Origin of the sequence: Pluralibacter gergoviae ATCC 33028 = NBRC 105706 (genome assembly GCF_001598855.1) — a bacterium.
GTDB classification, from domain to species: Bacteria; Pseudomonadota; Gammaproteobacteria; order Enterobacterales; family Enterobacteriaceae; genus Pluralibacter; species Pluralibacter gergoviae.
Map to the genome: position 1 here is coordinate 148,965 of NZ_BCZS01000009.1, position 22,598 is coordinate 171,562.

Genomic DNA, 22,598 nt, shown 5'->3' on the forward strand with positions numbered 1-22,598 from the left:
GGTAGGCATCCTTTAAGTTGGCATTTAAATCAAATGCCAGCTTCCGCTGTTCGCTCATAGCGGACTTTCAGAGTTGAGCGTTTTATGTCTGTAGAAGCGGTCAGTTTGAGTCAATCTGTCTAGCAGGTGCTGTCCATCGCCCTGTGTACGGCGCTTCATGCCTGCAGTTGCGCTCCGACGCTATCTTTCTGCGCCCCCTTAATACACCGAATCAAAAAAATCTTTCTCCAGCGCAATCGCACGGCGGAAAAAGTCTTCGCAAAGCGCCTCGTGCGTCGGCCCGACGCGATCCAGCTCGCGGCGCAGGAAGTGGACGAAGTCGGCAAATTCAGGGTTGTTATGCAGCGTTATCCACTCCGCGTGAATAAAACTCTCCGATAGCGGAGCAGGAATAGAGGATGCCCATTCGAGGTACGATCCTTCCGCCACGTTGAGCACGGACAGGATCGCGGCGTAGCTTCCGGATCCCGCGGCTTCCTGCATGATCGCCTTAAAGCCCGCGGTCGCCGGGGTATCGGGCGGCTGATTGAACTGCCGCTCGTCGATGCCCAGCGCCGCCAGGGCGCGGGTAAAGTAAGTGTTTTCGTCCGAGCTTATCGACCCGGCAAAGCGGCCGAAGGTGAGTTTTGCAGCAAGGCTATCAGCCTGTGCAATGGCCGCGCCGATAAGGCTCAGGAAAACTTCAAAAAAGCGATAGTCCTGAATCAGGTAGCTCGCCATCACTTTATCATCGATGCTGCCGGCCATCAGTTCGCGTACGAACCTGTGCTCTATCACCGATGCCCAGGTCGCGGCATGGCGATTTTTCAGCTGTTCCGTTAGCGTTGTGCCCATCGTTTGTCTCGCAGTTTAGCCCGCAGGTGTGACAAGCAGAGTAGCGGCGGCGGGCGGGGGCGATCAACGCGAAAAATACCAGGGATTAACTTCAGGCAGGCCGGGATCTTCGTAGCTGGATCCCCCGCTTGACACGGAGTGTGGGAAGCAAAAGGGTGCCCGTAGCCAGCAAAGACAACAGCCGAAAGGCGGGGCGAACCCCGCCTTGGGTTAGCGCCTGCCTTCGTAGTTCAGAAACGCCGCAAACTCCGTATTGCCCTGGTTGATACGAACCTCACAGAGTGAGTCTCTTACCATCCAGGTAAACACCAGGAGCGTCAGACAGACCACTACCAGGCTATACAACAGCTTTCGTGACATTCTCTTGCACCTCCGAAGTCAGGAGGCTACTATTATGTTGCTTATGCATAACAGGAGGCCTCAAGTTGATTGAAAAATCGCTTGGGGCTTTTTGCTGTCTGCCGCAGTCACCCGAAGCAGACGGCTTCAGGCACCCGCCGAAACTCTACGCTCAACGCGCTGTTTTAACGATTGAAAATTGCGCAAATGTCCGAGATCTGCCTTGAGACGGTTTTCCCCGCGCCTGTACTGGAATGCATAGCGATCGCGGTAAATACCCGGCGAGACGCGTCGCGCCTGCCCATTGAGGTTTGCTGAAAGGGTGCCCGTAGCCAGCAGAAACAACCGCCGAAAGGCGGGGCGAACCCCGCCTTGGGTTAGCGCCTGCCTTCGTAGTTCAGAAACGCCGCAAACTCCGTACTGCCCTGGTTGATACGCACCTCACAGAGTGAGTCTCTTACCATCCAGGTGAACACCAGTAGCGTCAGACAGACCACTACCAGGCTATACAACAGCTTTCGTGACATTTTCTTGCACCTCTGAAGTCAGGAGGCTACTATCATGTTGTTCATGCATAACAGAGAGCCTCAAGTTGATTGAAAAATCGCTTGGGGCTTTTTGCTGTCTGCCGCAGTTACCCGAAGCAGACGGCTTCAGGCACCCGCCGAAACTCTACCCTCAACGCACGGCTTTAACGAGCAACAATTACGCAAAGCTCCGGTATCGGCCAATGCGTTCTTTTTCATGCGGCAAATACCCTCAGCGGCGGCCTGTCGGCGGCGCTGCCGACAGTGGCAAAAATGACGATGACAGCCGGGAAAATGCAGGTTGACATTTTATTGTTTTGATAAATAACTATTTTTTAGTTGGCATGGATAATGCAAATCCCCGGCGATTATGATCATCGCCGGAGGCGTAAATGAACCGTTTTATTATTTCCGATGCCAGCAAATGCATCGGCTGCCGCACCTGCGAAGTGGCCTGCGTCGTTTCGCATCAGGAAAATCAGGATTGCGCGGCGCTGACGCCGCAAACCTTCCTGCCCCGCATTCACGTGATTAAGGGCGTGAATATCTCCACCGCCACCGCCTGCCGCCAGTGCGAAGATGCGCCCTGCGCCAACGTCTGCCCGAACGGCGCCATTGCCCGCGAAAACGGCTTCATGCGGGTGATGCAGGAGCGCTGCATCGGCTGCAAAACCTGCGTCGTCGCCTGCCCGTATGGCGCGATGGAGGTGGTAGTGCGTCCGGTCGTGCGCGGCACCGCGTCAATGCCGGTCAAAATGGAAAAGGCGGAGGCCAATAAGTGCGATCTCTGCTACCACCGCGACGCTGGCCCTGCCTGCGTGAGCGCCTGTCCGACCCGGGCGCTGGTCTGCGTCGATCGCGAAGCGCTGGAGCGCATGAGCGTTGAAAAACGCCGCCGTGCCGCCCTTGATGGCGCGGTATCCCTGTCGTTTTAAGTCACTTTACTTACTTCACTTTTAACAGGTCTGTTACTGATGAAAAAAATTACGAGCGTATGTCCGTACTGCGGCGCCGGTTGCAAGCTGAACCTGGTGGTTGAGCACAACAAAATTCTGCGCGCGGAAGCCGCAGACGGGTTCACTAACCAGAATGAACTCTGTCTGAAGGGTTACTACGGCTGGGATTTCCTCAACGATACCCAGCTGCTGACGCCGCGGCTGACCCAGCCGATGATCCGCTATGAAAAGGGCGGCAGGTTCACGCCGGTCAGCTGGGAAGAGGCTATCCGCTATACGGCGCAAAAGCTCGGTGACATTAAAGCGACCTTTGGCCCGCGGGCCATCATGACCACCGGCTCTTCGCGGGGCACCGGGAATGAAACCAACTACGTGATGCAGAAGTTTGCCCGCGGCGTGCTGCATACTAACAACGTCGACTGCTGCGCCCGAGTCTGCCACGGCCCGTCGGTGGCCGGACTGCAGGAGACGCTCGGCAACGGCGCCATGAGCAACTCCATCGGCGAAATTGAAAACTCCGCCTGCCTGCTGGTGTTCGGCTACAACTGCGCCGATTCGCATCCTATCGTCGCCCGCCGGGTGCTGAAGGCGAAGGAGAAGGGTGCGAAAATTATCGTTTGCGATCCCAGGCGCATCGAAACCGCCCGCATTGCCGACCGCCACCTGCAGCTGAAGAACGGTTGCAACATGGCGCTGGTCAACGCCTTCGGCTACGTACTGCTGGAAGAGGATCTGTACGACAAAACCTGGGTGGCGCAGCACGCCACCGGGCTTGAAGCCTACCGGGAGGTGGTCAAAGACTATGCTCCGGAAAAGGTCGAGCACCTGACCGGCATTCCCGCCCGCGAGGTGCGCGAGGCAATGCGCATGTTCGCCGCCGCGCCGTCGGCCACCATTATGTGGGGCATGGGCGTCACTCAGTTCGGCCAGGCGGTGGACGTGGTGAAGGGGCTCTCCAGCCTGGCGCTGCTCACCGGCAATCTGGGGCGTAACAACGTCGGTGTCGGCCCGGTGCGTGGGCAGAACAACGTCCAGGGCGCCTGCGATATGGGCGTGCTGCCCAACCAGTTTCCCGGTTATCAGAACGTCACCGATCCGCAGGTACGCCAGAAGTTTGCCGACGCCTGGGGCATCGACAGCGCCCTGATGGATGACAAGGTCGGGGTGCGCATCACCGAAGTACCGCACCTGGCGCTGGAGGGCAAGGTGAAGGCCTACTACATTATGGGAGAGGATCCGCTGCAGACCGAGGCCGACCTGGGGCTGGTGCGCAAAGGTTTCGGTGCCCTCGATTTCGTGGTAGTGCAGGACATTTTTATGACCAAAACCGCCGAGCAGGCGGATGTGCTGCTGCCCGCCACTTCCTGGGGCGAGCACGGCGGCGTCTTTACCTGCGCGGACCGCGGCTTCCAGCGCTTTGAAAAAGCAATTGAACCGGCGGGCAACGTCAAGCGCGACTGGGAGATCATCTCCCTTATCGCCAGCGCAATGGGCTATCCGATGCATTATGAGAACAATCAGCAGATCTGGGACGAAATGCGCGCCCTCTGCCCGCTGTTCTTCGGTGTCACCTACGAGAAAATGGGCCTGATGGGCCACGTCCAGTGGCCGTGTCCGACCCTCGACCATCCGGGAACGCCGTATCTGTACGAGGACAGTAAGTTCGATACCGCCGACGGCAAGGGGCACCTGTTTGCCGCCCCGTGGCGGGCGCCCGCCGAGACGCCGGACGACGCTTATCCGCTGGTACTCTGCACCGTGCGCGAAGTGGGCCACTACTCCTGCCGCTCGATGACCGGCAACTGCGCCGCGCTGCAGGCCCTGGCCGACGAGCCGGGAAGGGTGCAGATGCACCCGGACGACGCGCGGCGGCTCGGCGTCAATGACGGTGAGCTGGTGTGGGTTGAATCCCGGCGCGGGAAGGTGATCAGCCGCGCCAGCGTCAGCGGACGCACCAACGCCGGTTCGGTCTATATGACCTACCAGTGGTGGATCGGCGCCTGCAACGAGCTGACGCAGGACAACCTCGATCCGGTGTCCAAAACGCCGGAAACCAAATACTGCGCGGTGCGGGTCAGCGCTATTGACGACCAGCCCTGGGCCGAAGCCTGGGCGCAGAGTAGTTACCAGCAGATGAAAACCCGCCTGAAGGAGGCCGCCAGCGCCTGATGAAACATAACGGTACGGCCATCCGTATTCGCGGCAGAGTGCAGGGCGTCGGCTTTCGCCCCTTCGTCTGGCAGCTGGCCGGGGAACTTGGCCGCACCGGTGACGTCAGCAACGATGCCGAAGGGGTGCTGGTGCACCTCGTCGGCGACGAGGCGGGCTTTATCGCCCGCCTGCGCGAACGCTGTCCCCCCCTGGCGCGCATCGACGATGTCGTGGCTGACCCCTGGCAGTGGCAGACCCTGCCGGAGGGCTTCAGCATTCTGCCGAGCGGGGCGGGCAGCATGAGCACGCAAATCGTGCCGGATGCCGCCACCTGCCCGGCCTGCCTCGCGGAGATGAACGATCCCGGCAACCGCCGCTTCCGCTATCCGTTTATCAACTGCACCCACTGCGGGCCGCGCTTTACCATCATCAATGCCATGCCCTACGACCGTCCCTTTACCGTGATGGCGGCCTTTCCGCTGTGCCCCGCCTGCGAGCAGGAGTACCGCAGCCCGCGCGACCGTCGCTTTCACGCCCAGCCGGTGGCCTGCGCCGACTGCGGGCCGCAGCTCAGCTGGCTGCGGGGCGGGCAAACGCTGCACCGCGATGAAGCGCTCGCCGCCGCCTGCGCCAGTCTGGCGCGGGGCGAAATCGTGGCGGTCAAGGGGCTGGGCGGCTTTCACCTTGCCTGCGACGCCGGCAATGCGCAGGCGGTGGCGCGGCTGCGCCGCCGTAAACGCCGTCCGGCGAAGCCGCTGGCGGTGATGCTGTCGGACGCGGACGGATTGCCGGAAGCGGCACGTAAATTGCTTGCCACTCCGGCGGCGCCGATTGTGCTGGTAGATAAACCGCGGCTCAACGGGACGTGCGATGAAGTAGCGCCGGGCCTGGGGGAAGTGGGAGTATTGCTGCCGTCCAATCCCGTCCAGCACTTATTGCTGCAGAGCCTGTGCCGTCCGCTGGTGATGACTTCCGGCAATCTCAACGGCTGCCCGCCCGCGATGACCAATGCGCAGGCGCTGGCGGAGCTGTCTGACATTGCCGACGGCTTTCTGCTGCACAACCGCGATATCGTCCAGCGCATGGATGATTCGGTGCTGCAGCAGGACGGGGCGATGCTGCGCCGGGCGCGGGGCTTCGTGCCGGACGCGCTGGAGCTGCCGCCGGGCTTTGACGACGTGCCGCCAATACTGTGCCTCGGTGCCGACATGAAGAACACGTTCTGCCTGGCGCGCGGGCGCCAGGCGGTGCTCAGCCAGCATCTCGGGGATTTACAGCAGCCGGGGGTTGAGGCGCAGTGGCGGCAGGCCCTGACGCTGATGCAGAACATCTATGATTTTCAGCCCGCGCGGCTGGCCGTGGACGCCCATCCGGGCTACCGCGCGACCGCCTGGGCCAGCGACATGGCGCTGCCGCAGGAGCGCGTGCTGCACCACCACGCCCACGCCGCGGCCTGCATGGCCGAGCACGGCTGGCCGCTGGACGGCGGCGACGTCATTGCCCTGATCCTCGACGGCATCGGCATGGGCGCCGACGGGGCGCTGTGGGGCGGCGAATGCCTGCGGGTAAACTATGCTGAGTGTGAGCATCTGGGCGGCCTGCCGGCGGTGGCGCTGCCCGGCGGCGACCTGGCCGCCCGCCAGCCGTGGCGCAACCTGCTGGCGCAGGGCCTGGCGTTTATTCCCGACTGGCAGGCGCTGGCGCCGCTGCGCGAACAGCCGAATATTCAGGCGCTGGCAAGAGCGGTCGGGCGGGGCATTAACGCACCGCTGGCCTCCTCCTGCGGGCGATTGTTTGATGCGGTGGCCTGCGCGCTGGGCTGTGCCCCGCAGAGCCTGAGCTATGAAGGCGAGGCCGCCTGTCGGCTAGAAGCCCTGGCCCGGGGCTGCGGTGAAATAGCCCATCCGCTGACGATGCCGCCGCTGGACAACACGCTCGACCTCGCCGCCTTCTGGCGGACGTGGCTGCGCTGGGACGCCCCGGCGGCGGAGAAAGCCTGGGCCTTTCACGATGCGCTGGCCTGCGGGCTGGCCGACATGATGCGCCAGCACGCACGGGTGCGGGCCATTACCACGCTGGCGTTCGGCGGCGGGGTGCTGCACAACCGCCTGCTGCGCAAAAGGCTGGCGGCGCATCTCGGCGACTTTCAGCTGTTATTTCCGCACCGCCTGCCGGCGGGCGACGGCGGGATCTCTTTCGGGCAGGCGGCGGTCGCCGCCGCCCGCTATCTGCAACAAAGGAACGAAACATGTTGATGAAGGCATTACGCCAGCAGCCGCGCGCGGCCGTGCTGGTGACGGGACTGGCGCTGGCAAATCTGCTGGCCTGGTGCGCGGCGTGGAAAACCTTTGGCCACAGCGGTACGCTGATGGCCGCCAGCCTGCTGGCGTGGGGCTACGGACTGCGCCACGCGGTCGACGCCGACCATATTGCCGCCATCGACAACGTCACCCGCAAAATGATGCAGCAGGGCAAGCGCCCGTTCGGCGTCGGGGCCTGGTTTTCACTGGGGCACTCGACCATTGTGGTGCTGGCCTCGGCGGCTATCGCCGCTACGGCCACCGCGTTTCAGCAGAAGATGGGCTGGTTCCACGACGCCGGCGGCCTGATTGGGACCGCGGTCTCATCGCTGTTCCTGCTGGCGATGGCCTTCGTGAACCTGGTGATTTTGCGCAGCGTCTGGCGCAGCTTCCGCGCCTTCCGCGAAGGGCGGCCCTTTAGCACCGACGTTGCGCAGGCGGGCGGGATCATGAGCTGGCTGTTTGGTAAAACGTTCCGCCTCGTGAACCGCAGCTGGCAAATGTATCTGGTGGGCTTTCTGTTCGGACTGGGATTTGATACCGCCACCGAAGTGGGCGTGCTGGGCATTTCCGCCGCCAGCGCCTCCAGCGGTATGTCCATCTGGAGCATCATGATCTTCCCGGCGCTGTTTGCCAGCGGCATGGCGCTGGTGGACACTCTCGACAATGTGCTGATGGTCGGCGCCTACGGCTGGGCCTTCAGCAAGCCGCAGCGCAAGCTCTACTACAACATGACCATCACCGGCACCTCCGTGGTGGTGGCGCTGTTTATCGGCGGCCTCGAGGCGCTGGGGCTGGCGATGGACAAGTTCGCCCTCAGCGGCGGCATATGGGATGCGGTAGGCGCGCTGAACGACAACCTCGGCAACGCCGGCTTCGTGGTGATCGGCCTGTTCGTCGCCTGCTGGATTATCTCGATGGCGGTCTACCGCTGGCGGGGATATGACGCGCTGCCGTGCGCGTGAGGTTTTTTGCTTAACGTTGCAGGCCGAATTCAACCTCTGCGCTGCCCTGTGTCGGGTGGCGCTACGCTTACCCGACCTCCATGCTGTAGCTTACGTAGGCCGGGTAAGGCGCAGCCGCCACCCGGCGCTTTCCACCGCCGTTAAGCGCTAGCTCAGACTTTTCAACAGCGCGAAGGCTTCTTTCATCCTTCCTTCACTTACCGCAAAGGCGCACAGCTTACCGGCATCGTCCACGCCTTTTGCCACCATTCCCCCGGCGTTACTGACGATATGCCAGCTGAGGTCTGGTCGTCCGGCGTCGCCCGCCAGCTGCAGGGGCAGCTCCGGCGTTTTCACCTTCACCAGCATCGGCGGCAGGGCCAGCGCGGCGGTCTGGTTGAGCAGGTTTTTCGCCAGGCACATGGCGCTGAGCAAAATCGGCTGCAGGAAGGGCAGCAGCGCGCCATTGATTTCCGCGCAGTCGCCGAGGGCAAAAATATGCGGGTCGCTGGTCTGCAGGCGGCTGTTAACCTGAATGCCGCGATTAACCGTCAGCCCCGCCCGGCGGGCCAGCGCCGTTTCCGGACGCAGGCCGGTGGCCGCCAGGGCGGCATCGGCGATAATCTCGCGCCCGTCGGCAAGCGTTGCCCGCACGCCGCCGCCGCAGGGCTCCAGCCGCGCCAGCTGGCTGCACAGCGCCAGCTGCACGCCGCTCTGTACCAGCTTCTGCTGTAGGCGGCTGCTCACCTCCGGCGGCATCAGGGAAGCCATCAGGCTGGCATTATTGTCCACGACGCTGACGGTTTTGCCCGCCAGCCGGAAGTCCATCGCCAGCTCGCAGCCAATCAGGCCGCCGCCGACGATCAGCACCCGCCGGGCGTCGCACAGCAGCTGCCGGGCGGCGCGGTACTCCTGCTGGCTGTTGAGCGTCAGCATCAGCTCGTGGCCCGGCACCGGCGGCACCGCCGTTCGTGCCCCGGTGGCCAGCACCAGCCTGTCGTACTGCCAGCTGCGGTCCGCGCTGCGAACGGCACGGGCCGCGCTGTCGATGTCCGTTATCCAGGTCTGCGGGAACAGCTGAAGCTGATACTGTTCAGCGAACTCGCCGGCGGTTTGCAGCGTTAGCGCATCGGCGCTCAGGCCGCGGCTGATGACGTGGCTGAGATCCGGCTTGTTATACTCATCCATGCCGTCGGCGGCAATCAGGGTAAGCGGCACCTGTCCGTCGAGTTTACGAATATGCTTTACCAGCTGCCGGGCCGCGAAGCCCGAGCCGATAATCACGATGCCGTGGTTCATTTTGCCTCCGTCGCCAGCACGTCGAACACCTCTTTGCCCAGCGAGCATTCCGGGCAGAGGAAGCCGTCCGGGACCTCGCTCCACGGCGTACCCGGGGCGACATCCTGGTTCGGTTCACCCTGAGCCGGGTCGTAGATCCACTGGCAGACGCTGCACTGCATCGACGCGCCGAGGTCGGCGGTTTGCGCGGCTGCGCAGGCGCAGTCGCTCTCAGCGGTTTTCGGGGCCGATGTCGCATCCGGCAGCGGCGACAGCGCCCACTGGCGGGCGATTTCGCGACCGTGCTCGCGGCACAGTTCCAGCGCATCCAGGTCCGGGCGCCACTTGGCCTTCAGGCTCAGGGACATCTCAAACCCGGCGTCCTGCAGGCGGGTGGAGAGACGGTCTACCGCGCCGCCGCTCCAGCCGTGGGAGCCGAAGGCGCTGGCGCGCTTGTTGCGAAAGCGCAGGCCGGTCATCTCCTCCACCAGCCCGGCAATTTTCGGCATCATCACGTTATTCATGGTCGAGGTGCCCGCCAGCACGCCCTTCGAGCGGAAGACGCTGGTCAGCACCTCGTTTTTATCGCTGCGGGAGACGTTGAAAATCTTCACCGCCGCGCGCGGATCAACTTCGTTGATACCCTGAGCGATGGCGTCGGCCATCATGCGGGTGTTATTGGACATGGTGTCGTAGAAAATCGTGATGCGATCTTCCTGATAGTCGGCGGCCCACTTCAGATACAGCTCAATGATTTGCGTCGGATTGTCGCGCCACACCACGCCGTGGGAGGTGGCAATCATATCTACCGGAAGGTTGAAGCCGAGGATTTCGTTCACTTTCGGCGTCACCAGTCGGCTGAAGGGCGTCAGGATGTTGGCGTAGTAGCGCTGGCACTGTTCGAACAGCTCGGCCTGATCCACTTCGTCGTTGAACAGGTGCTCGTCGCAGTAGTGCTGGCCGAAGGCGTCGTTGCTGAACAGCACCGCGTCGCCGGTGAGGTAGGTCATCATGCTGTCCGGCCAGTGCAGCATCGGGGTTTCGACGAAAATCAGCTGTTTGCCGTTGCCGATATCAATGCTGTCGCCGGTTTTGACCACGTTGAAGTGCCATTCCGGATGGTGGTGGTGGCCGTTGATTGAGTCGATGGCGTTGGCGGTGCAGTAGATGGGCACCTCCGGAATACTCGACATCAGCTCGGTCAGCGCCCCGGCGTGATCCTCTTCGGCGTGGTTGATAACGATCAGATCGATATCGGCAAGATCGATCTCCGCCCGCAGGTTCTGCACGAAGTCGCGGCTGAACTTATGGTCAACGGTATCGATTAGCACGTTTTTCTCTTCGCGGATCAGGTAGCTGTTGTAGCTGCTGCCGCGCAGGGTTTTATACTCGGTGCCGTGAAAGTCCCGCACTTCCCAGTCGCGCTGCCCAACCCAGTGGATGTTGTTTTTAACGTTGATAGCCATAATGTCCTCGGTCATGTATTTCGGTAAGTACATCTGCTGATATCAAGCGGCGTGCCAAATTTTATTTTATTGAAATTTAATGCTTTTATTTTTAATGCCTGGCAGGTGACAGTCATTATGACTATGATGATGATTGTTAAAATGACTATGTGTGTAGTCAAAATGACCTGGAGTCTCTGATGGGGTTTTCCACTGAAGCGCTGGCGAAAATCGCCATTGAACTGCAGAGCGATATCGGCCAGCCGGACCGCTTCTCGCGCCTGATAGCCACCCTGCGCCAGCTGCTGGGCTGCGATGCCTCCGCGCTGCTGCGCTACGAGGCGCATCAATTTATTCCTCTGGCCATCGACGGCCTGTCGAAGGACGTGCTCGGCAGGCGGTTTCATCTTGCGAGCCACCCCCGGCTGGAGGCCATTGCCCGCGCCGGAGACGTGGTGCGCTTTCCGGCGGACAGCGAACTTCCCGATCCCTATGACGGGCTGATTCCGGGTCACGAAGCGCTGAAGGTCCACGCCTGCCTCGGGCTGCCGCTGTTCGCCGGGCAGAGCCTGATAGGCGCCCTGACCCTCGACGGTATGGACGCCCACCGGTTCGACGGCTTCAGCGACGAGACCCTGCGGCTGATTGCCGCCCTGGTCTCCGGGGCGCTGAATAATGCTCTGCTGATTGCTCGCCTGGAGAGCCAGAACGTGCTGGTGGGCAGGGGCGTCAGCGAAGCGCCCTCCGCCGCCCAGGAGATGATTGGCCTTTCAGAGCCGGTGGCGCAGCTGAAAAAAGAGATAGCCATCGTGGCGCCGACCGATCTGAACGTGCTGATTAGCGGCGAGACCGGCACCGGCAAAGAGCTTATTGCCCAGGCTATCCACCGGCAGTCGCTCCGCGCCAGCAGCCCGCTGGTTTACCTCAACTGCGCCGCGCTGCCGGAGAGCGTCGCTGAAAGCGAACTGTTTGGCCACGTGAAGGGCGCCTTTACCGGCGCCATCAGCAACCGCAGCGGCAAGTTTGAAATGGCGGATAACGGCACCCTGTTCCTCGATGAGATCGGCGAGCTGTCGCTGGCGCTGCAGGCCAAGCTGCTGCGGGTACTGCAGTACGGCGATATTCAGCGGGTAGGCGACGATCGCAGCCTGCGGGTGGACGTGCGGGTGCTGGCGGCCACCAACCGCGATCTGCGCGAGGAGGTGCTGGCCGGACGCTTTCGCGCCGACCTGTTCCACCGCCTGAGCGTCTTCCCGCTGCGGGCCCCGGCGCTGCGCGAGCGCGGCGACGACGTGCTGCTGCTGGCGGGCTACTTCTGCGAGCGCGTGCGCCAGCGGACCGGGCTTGCCGGCGTGTCGATTGGCCCCGGCGCGCGCGGCTATCTGCTGGCCCACGCCTGGCCGGGCAACGTGCGCGAGCTGGAGCACGCGATTCACCGGGCGGTGGTGATGGCGGCGGCGGCAGGCGGCGGCGAAGATGTTGTGCTTGAGGCGCAGCACTTTCCGGCGGCAGCTGCCTGCGCACCTGCGGAGCTGCCGCAGGCGGAGGCGGAGGACAACGTTGGTCTGCGCGAGGCCACGGAGGCGTTTCAGCGCCAGACTATCTCCCGGGCGCTGCAGCGCAGCGGCAATAACTGGGCGGCGGCGGCCCGCGCCCTGGCGATGGATGTGGCAAATTTACATCGTTTGGCGCGACGGCTCGGACTTAAGGACTAAGCTAAGAGTAAAAGTGTGTTACCCGCATTGCCTGCTCTTCCTTAACGCGGGCGGGATGATTACCATAACCGCCTCTGGCTGAACTGTTAAATGGATGTCTCATGTTGAAGCGTCGCTATCTGACCATACTCCCGCTCTGCGTGCTGGTTGCCGCGTGCAGCAGCAAGCCTAAAAATGCCGAAGCGCCCACGACCGTTAATGCCCCTTCCGGCGGCTTTTTACTGGAGCCGCAGCACAACGTCACCATGATGGGCGGCGACTTCGCCAACAACCCCAACGCCGAGCGGTTCATCGACATGATGGTCAGCAAGCACGGCTTCAACCGCCAGCAGCTGCACGAGATCCTCTCCCAGGCGAAGCGGCTGGACTACGTGCTGCGCCTGATGGACAGGCAGGCGCCGACCGCTCAGATGCCGAGCGGTCCCAACGGCGCGTGGCTGCGCTACCGCAAGAAATTCATTACGCCGGATAACGTGCAAAACGGCGTCGCGTTCTGGAATCAGCATCAGGAGGCGCTTGAGCGCGCCCGGCGCGTTTACGGCGTGCCGCCGGAGATTATCGTCGGCATCATCGGCGTGGAGACCCGCTGGGGCAGGGTAATGGGCAAAACCCGCATCCTCGACGCGCTGGCGACGCTCTCCTTTAACTACCCGCGCCGCGCCGCCTACTTCTCCGGCGAGCTGGAGACCTTCCTGCTGATGGCCCGCGACGAGCAGGACGATCCGCTGGATCTGAAGGGTTCCTTTGCGGGGGCCATGGGCTACGGGCAGTTTATGCCGTCGTCCTACAAGGAGTTTGCGGTGGACTTCAACGGCGACGGGCACATCAACCTGTGGGACCCGGAAGACGCTATCGGCAGCGTCGCCAACTACTTCAAGCAGCACGGCTGGAAGGCGGGCGATACGGTGGCCGTACCGGCGATGGGCCAGGCGCCGGGGCTGGAGAACGGCTTTAAGACCAAATACAGCATTTCGACGCTGACGGCGGCGGGGCTGTCGCCGACTCAGTCGCTGGGTAACCACACTCAGGCCAGCCTGCTGCGCCTTGACGTCGGCACCGGGTATGAGTACTGGTACGGTCTGCCCAACTTCTACACCATCACCCGCTATAACCACAGCACCCACTACGCGATGGCGGTCTGGCAGCTCGGTCAGGCGGTGGCCGTGGCCCGCGCGCAGTAGTCTCCTTTCCTCCGGCGGCGCCCCGCGGTGCCGCCGTAACACTTCGATACACCCTCCGGACGCAGGTTTAATTTACTTCTGCGCATTATCCCGATATCGTTATGATATAACATTGAGGTGTATAATGCGTTCTTTCTCCCTTTTCCCGGCATCGGGGTCGGCCCGCCTGGGCGCTGCGCTGGTGCTGCTGGCCCTGCTGTGGCTGGCGGTCTGCTGGGCGGTGTCGCTGCCATGATCGAACTGGACAATCTGGTGGCGGGCTACGACGGGCAGGCCATTACGCCTGCGCTCTGCGGCACTCTGGAGGCCGGCAGCATGACGGCTATTGTCGGCCTTAACGGCTGCGGTAAATCCACGCTGCTGAAAACGCTGGCCGGCTTTCTGCCGCCGGTGAGCGGCGCGCTGCGCTGGCCCGGCGGACGGCCTACCATCGGCTGGCTGGCGCAGCGGCATATGCTGGAGTCGCAGTTTCCGCTCACCGTGCGCGACGTGGTGAGCCAGGGGGCGTGGCCCCGGGTATCGCTGCTGCGCGGCCTGCGCGGTGAACGCAGGCGAATCGACGCGACGCTGGATCGGGTCGGACTTTCCGCACTGGCGAATAGCCCGATAGAGGCGCTCTCCGGCGGGCAGTTTCAGCGGATGCTGTTTGCCCGGGTGATGGTCCAGCAGGCGCCGCTGGTGATGCTTGACGAACCTTTTACCGGCGTTGATGAGGCCACCAGCCTGGCGCTGATGGCGCTGATGCTGGAGATGCACCAGCGCGGGCAGACCGTGCTGGCGGTACTGCACGATAACCAGCGGGTGATGCGCTACTTTCCGCAGACCCTGTTTCTGGGGCCAGACAATCTTAGCTGGGGAGCGACGCGCGACGTGCTGCCGGCCTTTGATACCGCGGGGCAGGCATGATCTGGCACACCTTCTTTCAGCCGTTTATTGAGTTTGGCTTTATGCGCCGGGCGCTGGTGGTGTGCATCGCGCTGTCGCTCAGCACCACCGCCCTCGGCGTCTTCCTGCTGCTGCGGCGGATGAGCCTGATGGGCGACGCGCTCTCCCACGCAATTCTGCCCGGCGTGGCGGTGGGCTACCTGCTCAGCGGCATGTCGCTGCTGGCGATGACCGTCGGCGGCTTTATCGCCGGTATTGTCGTGGCGCTGGTGGCGGGCTGGGTCAGCCGCCGCACGCCGCTCAAAGAGGACGCCAGCTTTGCCGGTTTCTATCTCGGCTCGCTGGCGCTGGGGGTCACCCTGGTCTCCCTGCGCGGCTCTAACGTCGATCTGCTGCACCTGCTGTTTGGCTCGATCCTCGCGGTGGATAGCGACTCGGCGCTGTTCGTGGCGGGCGTCGCCAGCCTGACGCTGGCCTGCATCGCGCTGTTCTACCGCGGGCTGGTGACCGAGGCCTTCGACAGCGCCTGGCTGCAGGTCAACGCCCGGCGGCTGCCCGCGCTGCTGCACGGCCTGTTCCTGGCGCTGCTGGTGCTCAACCTGGTGGCGGGCTTTCAGGTGCTGGGCACCCTGATGGCGGTGGGCGTGATGATGCTGCCCGCCGTCTCGGCGCGCTGCTGGGCGCGGACTCTGCCGGCCATCCTGCTGCTGGCGGCGCTGAGCGGCACCTTCTGCGCCTGGATGGGGCTGAGCCTGTCGTGGGCGGTGAATCTGCCCGCCGGGCCCGCCATTGTGCTGACCGCCAGCGGCATCTTCTGCATTTCCGTATTTTTTGGCACGCACAGCCGGCTTACCGTCGGCTGGCGAAAATTGATGGGGTAAGGAGAATATGATGAAACGTACCGGAGTCCTGCTGGCGCTGGCGCTTGGCCTGGTGTCCCAGGGGCTGATGGCGAAAACGCTGAATGTGGTGAGCAGCTTTTCCGTGCTCGGGGATATCACCAGGCAGGTGGGCGGCGAGCACGTCCACGTCGATTCGCTGGTGGCCCCGGACGGCGACCCGCACACCTTTGAGCCGTCGCCGAAGGACAGCGCGCTGCTCAGCAAAGCGGACGTGGTGGTGGTCAACGGCCTCGGTCTGGAGGGCTGGCTGGATCGGCTGATCAAGGCTTCCGGCTTTAAAGGCGAGCTGGTGGTCGCCTCTGCGGGCGTGAAGACCCATACGCTGGATGAGGACGGCAAAGAGGTCACCGACCCGCACGCCTGGAACAGCGCCGCCAATGGCGCGCTGTACGCGAAGAATATCCTCAACGGACTGGTGAAGGCCGATCCTGAGGATAAAGCGGCCCTGACCGCCAGCGGCGAGGCCTACATCGCCGAGCTGAACAAGATAGACGGCTGGGCGAAGGCCCGCTTCAGCGCGATCCCGCAGGCTAAGCGCAAGGTGCTGACCAGCCACGACGCGTTCGGCTACTTCAGCCGCGCCTACGGCGTCACCTTCCTCGCCCCGCAGGGCCTCTCCTCAGAAAGCGAGGCCAGCGCGGCCCACGTGGCGGCGCTGATCAAACAGATCAAGGCCGAGCACGTTCACACCTGGTTTATGGAAAACCAGCTCGATCCGAGGCTGGTGAAGCAGATTGCCGCGGCGACCGGTTCTCAGCCGGGCGGCGAGCTCTATCCGGAAGCGCTCTCTGCCCCCGGCGGCGTGGCGGACAGCTATGTGAAAATGATGCGCCACAACGTCAACGTTCTTGCCGACAGCATGAAGTAATCCGCACCTTTTCCGCTCGGGCGATGCCTGAGCGGATCCTTTCCGGAAAGCCCCTCGCAATTTCGCCACCGCATCCCCATATCTGCCCGGAAAGTGCTATCTTTGATGGCCTCATTCATTGGTCAGGCGGCAAGACAATGACAGATTCAGAACTTATGCAGCTCAGCGAGCGGGTCGGACTGGCGCTAAAAGCGCAGGGCGCGACGGTGACCACCGCCGAGTCCTGCACTGGCGGCTGGATAGCCAAGGCGATCACGGACATTGCCGGCAGCTCGGCGTGGTTTGAGCGCGGCTTCGTGACCTATAGCAACGAGGCCAAGTCGCAGATGATCGGCGTGCGCGAAGAGACGCTGCAGGCCCACGGCGCGGTCAGTGAACCGGTGGTGGTTGAGATGGCGATAGGCGCTCTGCGCGCGGCCCGCGCCACCTATGCGCTGTCGGTAAGCGGCATCGCCGGCCCCGACGGCGGCAGCGACGATAAGCCCGTCGGCACCGTCTGGTTTGGCCTTGCCTGCGCCACGGGGCAGGGGGTTACCCGCCGCGAGTGCTTCAGCGGCGACCGCGAAGCGGTGCGCCGTCAGGCGGCGGCGTGCGCGCTGCAGCTGCTGTGGCAACAATTTCTACAAAATACTTGATACTGTATGACTGTACAGTATAATTGCGGCAACGAAACAGAATTTCTCTGTATTACATACCCGACATAATCCGCCTCGCATCAGGCACCCGCGGCGCGAACTATGAAGGGAACACCCGGCATGACAGGAGTAAGAATGGCTATCGACGAAAACAAACAGAAAGCGTTGGCGGCAGCACTGGGCCAGATCGAAAAACAGTTCGGTAAAGGCTCCATCATGCGCCTGGGTGAAGACCGTACCATGGACGTGGAAACCATCTCCACCGGTTCGCTTTCTCTGGATATCGCGCTGGGTGCGGGCGGTCTGCCGATGGGACGTATCGTAGAGATCTACGGGCCTGAGTCCTCCGGTAAAACCACCCTGACCCTGCAGGTGATCGCCGCCGCGCAGCGTGAAGGCAAAACCTGTGCCTTTATTGATGCCGAGCACGCGCTGGATCCGGTCTATGCCCGCAAGCTGGGCGTCGATATCGACAACCTGCTCTGCTCCCAGCCGGACACCGGCGAGCAGGCGCTGGAAATCTGTGACGCCCTGGCGCGCTCAGGCGCGGTGGACGTGCTGGTGGTTGACTCCGTCGCGGCCCTGACGCCGAAAGCGGAAATCGAAGGCGAAATCGGCGACTCTCACATGGGTCTCGCGGCGCGTATGATGAGCCAGGCGATGCGTAAGCTTGCCGGTAACCTCAAGCAGTCCAACACCCTGCTTATCTTCATCAACCAGATCCGTATGAAAATTGGCGTGATGTTTGGTAACCCGGAAACCACCACCGGCGGTAATGCGCTGAAGTTCTACGCCTCCGTGCGTCTGGACATTCGCCGCATCGGCGCGGTGAAAGAGGGCGATAACGTCGTCGGCAGCGAAACCCGCGTCAAGGTCGTGAAGAACAAGATTGCCGCGCCGTTCAAGCAGGCGGAGTTCCAGATCCTCTACGGCGAAGGCATCAACTTCCTCGGCGAACTGGTCGATCTCGGCGTGAAAGAGAAGCTGATTGAGAAAGCGGGCGCCTGGTACAGCTACAACGGCGACAAAATTGGTCAGGGTAAGGCGAACGCTATCTCCTGGCTGAAAGAGAACCCGGCGGCGGCCAAAGAGATCGAGAAAAAGGTGCGCGAACTGCTGCTGAACAACCAGGACGATAAGCCGGCGTTCGCCGTTGACGGCAACGATGCGGAAGAGACGCACGAAGAGTTCTGATCATTACCGTTGTGACAAAGGGCCGCCTGTGATGCGGCCCTTTTGCATTTCGACTCGACGGAGATATGCGTAAATGTCTGAAAATCAATCCCGGCGCACTGATTTACCCTCGCGCACCGCTTACTCACGCCTGCTGGACCGGGCCATCCGCATTCTGGCCATGCGCGATCACAGCGAAAGCGAGCTGCGGCGCAAGCTGACGCAGCCGGTAATGACCAAAAGCGGGCCGGAGCCGATCGATGCTCCGCCGGAGGAGGTTGATAAGGTGGTGGCGTGGTGTCAGGAGAGCCATTATCTCGACGACGCCCGCTTTACCCGCCAGTTTATCGCCAGCCGCGGGCGCAAGGGCTACGGCCCGGCGCGCATTCGCCAGGAGCTGAACCAGAAGGGCATCGGGCGGTCGGAGATTGATAGCGCCCTTTATGCGTGCGAAACCGACTGGGCGCAGAACGCCCGGGAGCAGGCGCAGCGCAAGTTCGGCGAGCCGCTGCCGGTGACGTTTGCAGAAAAGGTCAAAGTTCAGCGATTTTTGCTTAATCGCGGCTATCTGATGGAGGATATTCAGAATATCTGGCGAAATATTGATGAATGACCCCATACTGGATTTTACTTCCCTCTAAAGAAAACTTATCTTATTCCCACTTTTTCCGTCAGTCAGTCAAAATGTGCAGAAACTGTACAGCGGCTGGCGGCGACCATTCGTTAGCTTGATTTCAGGATAATTATGAGCAAGAGCACCGCTGAGATCCGTCAGGCGTTTCTCGACTTTTTCCACAGTAAAGGACATCAGGTTGTTGCCAGCAGCTCCCTGGTGCCGAACAACGATCCGACTCTGCTGTTTACCAACGCCGGGATGAACCAGTTCAAGGACGTGTTCCTTGGCCTTGATAAGCGTAATTATTCCCGCGCCACTACCGCCCAGCGCTGCGTGCGCGCCGGGGGTAAGCACAACGATCTGGAAAACGTCGGCTACACCGCCCGTCACCACACCTTCTTCGAAATGCTGGGCAACTTCAGCTTCGGCGACTACTTCAAACATGACGCCATTAACTACGCGTGGGAGCTGCTGACCGGGGAAAACTGGTTCAACCTGCCGAAAGAGAAGCTGTGGGTCACCGTCTACGAGACCGATGACGAGGCGTTTGACATCTGGGCGAACGAAGTGGGCGTCCCGCGCGAGCGCATTATCCGCATCGGCGACAACAAAGGCGCGCCGTATGCCTCAGACAACTTCTGGCAGATGGGCGATACCGGCCCCTGCGGTCCGTGTACCGAGATCTTCTTCGACCACGGCGACCATATCTGGGGCGGCCCTCCGGGAAGCCCGGAAGAGGACGGCGATCGCTACATTGAGATCTGGAACATCGTCTTCATGCAGTTCAACCGCCAGGCCGACGGCACCATGGAGCCGCTGCCGAAGCCGTCCGTGGATACCGGCATGGGCCTGGAGCGTATCGCCGCCGTGCTGCAGCACGTCAACTCCAACTATGAGATTGACCTGTTCCAGAAGCTTATTAAAGCCGTGGCGAAAGAGACGGGTGCTACCGATCTCGGCAACAAATCGCTGCGCGTGATTGCCGACCACATCCGCTCCTGCGCGTTCCTGGTGGCCGACGGCGTTATGCCGTCCAACGAAAACCGCGGCTACGTGCTGCGCCGCATCATCCGCCGCGCGGTTCGCCACGGCAACATGCTGGGCGCGAAAGACACCTTCTTCTGGAAGCTGGTTGCGCCGCTGATCGAGGTGATGGGCGCCGCCGGTGAAGACCTCAAGCGCCAGCAGGCGCAGGTCGAGCAGGTGCTGAAAACCGAAGAAGAGCAGTTTGCCCGCACGCTTGAGCGCGGCCTGGCGCTGCTGGACGAAGAGCTGGCGAAGCTTAAGGGCGATACGCTCGATGGCGAAACCGCTTTCCGCCTGTACGACACCTACGGCTTCCCGGTGGATCTGACCGCTGACGTCTGCCGCGAACGTAATATCAAAGTTGATGAAGCCGGTTTTGAAGCGGCCATGGAAGAGCAGCGCCGCCGCGCGCGCGACGCCAGCGGCTTTGGCGCCGACTATAATGCGATGATCCGCGTTGACGGCGCCTCCGAATTTAAAGGTTACGACCACCTTGAGCTGAACGCTAAAGTGACCGCGCTGTTCGTTGACGGCAAGGCGGTTGACGCTATTTCTGCCGGTCAGGACGCGGTCGTCGTTCTCGATCAGACCCCGTTCTACGCCGAATCCGGCGGCCAGGTGGGCGATCGCGGCGAGCTGAAAGGCGCGGCCTTCAGCTTCAGCGTCAGCGATACCCAGAAATATGGCCAGGCGATTGGTCATCTCGGCAAGCTTGCCACCGGCGCGCTGAAAGTGGGCGATGCCGTGCAGGCCGATGTGGATGAGGCACGCCGCGCCCGCATTCGCCTGAACCACTCCGCAACGCACCTGATGCACGAGGCCCTGCGCCAGGTGCTGGGCACCCACGTTGCGCAGAAAGGCTCGCTGGTGAATGACAAGGCGCTGCGCTTTGACTTCTCCCATTTTGAAGCGATGAAACCTGCTGAGATCCGCGCGGTCGAAGATATGGTTAACGCTCAGATCCGCCGCAACCTGCCTATTGAGACCAATATCATGGATCTCGAGGCCGCGAAGGCGAAGGGCGCCATGGCGCTGTTCGGCGAGAAGTACGAAGACCGCGTTCGCGTGCTGAGCATGGGCGATTTCTCCACCGAGCTGTGCGGCGGTACTCACGCCTCGCGTACCGGCGATATCGGCCTGTTCCGCATCACTTCCGAATCCGGCACCGCCGCAGGCGTTCGCCGTATTGAGGCCGTGACCGGTGAAGGCGCTATTGCTAGCCTGCACGCCGACAGCGATGAGCTGAACGACGTCGCGCAGCTGCTGAAGGGCGATAGCCACAATTTAGGCGACAAGGTTCGCTCCGTGCTGGAGCGTACCCGCCAGCTTGAAAAAGAGCTGCAGCAGCTGAAGGCGCAGGCAGCCGTGCAGGAGAGCGCAAACCTCTCCGGCAAAGCGGAAGATATCAATGGCGTTAAGCTGCTGGTGAGCGAGCTCGCCGGCGTTGAGCCGAAGATGCTGCGTACTATGGTCGACGATCTGAAGAACCAGCTGGGTTCAACGGTTATCGTGCTGGCAACGGTAGCAGACGGTAAGGTTTCTCTGATTTCCGGCGTCTCTAAGGATGTGACTGACCGCGTTAAGGCAGGGGAACTGATTGGTATGGTCGCCCAGCAGGTGGGCGGTAAAGGGGGCGGTCGTCCTGATATGGCGCAAGCCGGTGGTACGGATGCAGCGGCTCTCCCGGCCGCACTGGCCAGCGTAAAAGGCTGGGTCAGCGCAAAATTGTAAGAACAAGAACACGGCAGGCGCCTGCATCTTCGGATAACGGCGCCTTGTTGTAGCCAGACTGATAACGATAAAGTCAGGTTGAAACTGTGTATATCGGCTAAACTTACGTTTAACAGAATGTGATGCCGTGACTGCGGGCACGATATGTGTTTGTCATCGCTTACGTTTTGGCGTTATATGATGGATAATGCCGGGATACAAGAGACCCGACTCTTTTAATCTTTCAAGGAGCAAAGAATGCTGATTCTGACTCGCCGAGTTGGTGAAACCCTCATGATTGGAGATGAGGTCACCGTGACAGTTTTAGGGGTTAAAGGTAACCAGGTACGCATTGGTGTCAACGCCCCTAAAGAAGTCTCTGTCCATCGTGAAGAGATCTACCAGCGTATCCAGGCTGAAAAATCCCAGCAGTCCAGTTACTGATATTCTCGCGTCTCACCGACAGGTGAGACGCACTCATTTTCCTCCTGCGTTGCCCTTTTTATCGTACTTTATCGCTTTTTAATTTTTGCCAGAACCGGCTTTTGTCGCGCTTTTTCTGTTGATAATTCACTCTTTTTGCCGTTTTTGACGCCTGATTGTGCGTGAAGTGTGCAAACAAATAAAAGTGATGGAAAAAGCCATTGACTTATAAGTACCAGAAAGTAATATGTGCGCCATCGCAGCGACGATGAGCTTTAACAAGTTCTTCGAAGCACTCGTAAGAGGCGTGTGGTGAGGTGGCCGAGAGGCTGAAGGCGCTCCCCTGCTAAGGGAGTATGCGGTCAAAAGCTGCATCCGGGGTTCGAATCCCCGCCTCACCGCCATTTTGCATCCGTAGCTCAGCTGGATAGAGTACTCGGCTACGAACCGAGCGGTCGGAGGTTCGAATCCTCCCGGATGCACCATATCTCTCCTTAATAACAGCGAATGCCGTTATTGAATGGAGCTGAAGCGATAGGTTCAGTACCAGGGAGGATAGCGTTGCTTTAGCAACGACCTGTAAGGTGAGGCGCAGCCGAGTAATCCTCCCGGATGCACCATCTCTTACTTGATACGGCTTTAGCAGCAGTATCAAAATCTGCAGTAAAGTAAGTTTCCCGATGCATCCGT

19 protein-coding genes and 2 tRNA genes are annotated in these 22,598 nt (G+C 61.6%); 16 read left to right on the forward strand and 5 right to left on the reverse strand.

Going from position 1 to position 22,598, the window contains the following annotated elements; all coding sequences use genetic code 11:
• Positions 1 to 198: 198 nt before the first annotated feature.
• The 3 genes from ENGE1_RS11675 to ENGE1_RS11685 form a co-directional block, all read right to left on the reverse strand.
• The gene (locus ENGE1_RS11675) at positions 199 to 834 is read right to left on the reverse strand and encodes a TenA family protein (RefSeq protein ID WP_048253332.1); all 636 of its coding nucleotides are present in this window, start codon (positions 832 to 834) and stop codon (positions 199 to 201) included.
• A gap of 210 nt (positions 835 to 1,044) precedes the next feature.
• A complete protein-coding gene (locus ENGE1_RS11680; RefSeq protein WP_045290577.1) occupies positions 1,045 to 1,194 on the reverse strand; it encodes a Hok/Gef family protein in 150 nt (49 codons plus the stop codon).
• 356 nt (positions 1,195 to 1,550) lie between these two features.
• Positions 1,551 to 1,700 carry a Hok/Gef family protein gene (locus tag ENGE1_RS11685; protein WP_064360619.1) on the reverse strand — a complete coding sequence of 50 codons (150 nt, stop codon included), beginning with the start codon at positions 1,698 to 1,700 and terminating at the stop codon, positions 1,551 to 1,553.
• A gap of 392 nt (positions 1,701 to 2,092) precedes the next feature.
• Between ENGE1_RS11685 and hydN the strand changes: the two genes are divergently transcribed.
• The 4 genes from hydN to ENGE1_RS11705 are packed head-to-tail and all read left to right on the forward strand — an operon-like array spanning position 2,093 to position 8,072.
• The gene (gene hydN, locus ENGE1_RS11690; protein WP_048253331.1) at positions 2,093 to 2,635 is read left to right on the forward strand and encodes an electron transport protein HydN; all 543 of its coding nucleotides are present in this window, start codon (positions 2,093 to 2,095) and stop codon (positions 2,633 to 2,635) included.
• Between the two features lie 39 nt (positions 2,636 to 2,674).
• Positions 2,675 to 4,825: a formate dehydrogenase subunit alpha gene (gene fdhF / locus ENGE1_RS11695; RefSeq protein ID WP_048253330.1), complete on the forward strand. Its 2,151-nt coding sequence runs from the start codon at positions 2,675 to 2,677 to the stop codon at positions 4,823 to 4,825.
• Positions 4,825 to 7,062: a carbamoyltransferase HypF gene (gene hypF / locus ENGE1_RS11700; protein WP_048253329.1), complete on the forward strand. Its 2,238-nt coding sequence runs from the start codon at positions 4,825 to 4,827 to the stop codon at positions 7,060 to 7,062. The genes fdhF and hypF overlap by 1 nt, the downstream gene beginning before the upstream one ends.
• On the forward strand, positions 7,056 to 8,072 hold the full coding sequence (locus tag ENGE1_RS11705; RefSeq protein WP_043082316.1) for a HoxN/HupN/NixA family nickel/cobalt transporter: 1,017 nt from the start codon (positions 7,056 to 7,058) through the stop codon (positions 8,070 to 8,072). The genes hypF and ENGE1_RS11705 overlap by 7 nt, the downstream gene beginning before the upstream one ends.
• A 147-nt stretch (positions 8,073 to 8,219) precedes the next feature.
• Here ENGE1_RS11705 and norW read toward each other — a convergent pair whose 3' ends face one another.
• Both norW and norV read right to left on the reverse strand, forming a co-directional pair.
• Positions 8,220 to 9,350, reverse strand: coding sequence for an NADH:flavorubredoxin reductase NorW (norW, locus tag ENGE1_RS11710; protein WP_048273227.1), 1,131 nt, complete (start codon positions 9,348 to 9,350; stop codon positions 8,220 to 8,222).
• Positions 9,347 to 10,795: an anaerobic nitric oxide reductase flavorubredoxin gene (gene norV, locus ENGE1_RS11715; RefSeq protein WP_048253422.1), complete on the reverse strand. Its 1,449-nt coding sequence runs from the start codon at positions 10,793 to 10,795 to the stop codon at positions 9,347 to 9,349. Before norV ends, norW begins: the two co-directional genes overlap by 4 nt.
• Before the next feature lie 179 nt (positions 10,796 to 10,974).
• Here norV and norR point away from each other — a divergent pair, with 179 nt between their 5' ends.
• The 12 genes from norR to ENGE1_RS11775 all read left to right on the forward strand — a co-directional run bounded on the left by norR (position 10,975) and on the right by ENGE1_RS11775 (position 22,393).
• On the forward strand, positions 10,975 to 12,489 hold the full coding sequence (gene norR / locus ENGE1_RS11720) for a nitric oxide reductase transcriptional regulator NorR (RefSeq protein ID WP_048253327.1): 1,515 nt from the start codon (positions 10,975 to 10,977) through the stop codon (positions 12,487 to 12,489).
• 101 nt (positions 12,490 to 12,590) lie between these two features.
• A complete protein-coding gene (mltB, locus tag ENGE1_RS11725; RefSeq protein ID WP_043082320.1) occupies positions 12,591 to 13,670 on the forward strand; it encodes a lytic murein transglycosylase B in 1,080 nt (359 codons plus the stop codon).
• Between the two features lie 231 nt (positions 13,671 to 13,901).
• A complete protein-coding gene (locus ENGE1_RS11730; RefSeq protein WP_048253326.1) occupies positions 13,902 to 14,576 on the forward strand; it encodes a metal ABC transporter ATP-binding protein in 675 nt (224 codons plus the stop codon).
• Positions 14,573 to 15,436: a metal ABC transporter permease gene (locus tag ENGE1_RS11735; protein ID WP_043082322.1), complete on the forward strand. Its 864-nt coding sequence runs from the start codon at positions 14,573 to 14,575 to the stop codon at positions 15,434 to 15,436. The genes ENGE1_RS11730 and ENGE1_RS11735 overlap by 4 nt, the downstream gene beginning before the upstream one ends.
• A 10-nt stretch (positions 15,437 to 15,446) precedes the next feature.
• Positions 15,447 to 16,325 (forward strand): metal ABC transporter substrate-binding protein, encoded by an 879-nt coding sequence (locus ENGE1_RS11740; RefSeq protein WP_048253325.1) that lies wholly within the window; start codon positions 15,447 to 15,449, stop codon positions 16,323 to 16,325.
• 137 nt (positions 16,326 to 16,462) lie between these two features.
• Positions 16,463 to 16,960, forward strand: a complete 498-nt coding sequence (pncC, locus tag ENGE1_RS11745; RefSeq protein WP_048253324.1) for a nicotinamide-nucleotide amidase — start codon at positions 16,463 to 16,465, stop codon at positions 16,958 to 16,960.
• Between the two features lie 135 nt (positions 16,961 to 17,095).
• Positions 17,096 to 18,154 (forward strand): recombinase RecA, encoded by a 1,059-nt coding sequence (gene recA, locus ENGE1_RS11750; RefSeq protein WP_043082325.1) that lies wholly within the window; start codon positions 17,096 to 17,098, stop codon positions 18,152 to 18,154.
• Positions 18,155 to 18,227: 73 nt separating this feature from the next.
• Positions 18,228 to 18,746, forward strand: coding sequence for a recombination regulator RecX (gene recX / locus ENGE1_RS11755; protein WP_043082327.1), 519 nt, complete (start codon positions 18,228 to 18,230; stop codon positions 18,744 to 18,746).
• 132 nt (positions 18,747 to 18,878) lie between these two features.
• Positions 18,879 to 21,506: an alanine--tRNA ligase gene (gene alaS, locus ENGE1_RS11760; protein WP_043082329.1), complete on the forward strand. Its 2,628-nt coding sequence runs from the start codon at positions 18,879 to 18,881 to the stop codon at positions 21,504 to 21,506.
• A 237-nt stretch (positions 21,507 to 21,743) separates the two neighbouring features.
• Entirely contained in the window at positions 21,744 to 21,929 is a 186-nt protein-coding gene (gene csrA, locus ENGE1_RS11765; RefSeq protein ID WP_000906486.1) for a carbon storage regulator CsrA, read from the forward strand.
• A 290-nt stretch (positions 21,930 to 22,219) separates the two neighbouring features.
• A tRNA-Ser gene (locus ENGE1_RS11770) sits at positions 22,220 to 22,312 on the forward strand.
• A gap of 4 nt (positions 22,313 to 22,316) precedes the next feature.
• Positions 22,317 to 22,393: transfer RNA gene (locus ENGE1_RS11775), tRNA-Arg, on the forward strand.
• Positions 22,394 to 22,598: the final 205 nt, after the last annotated feature.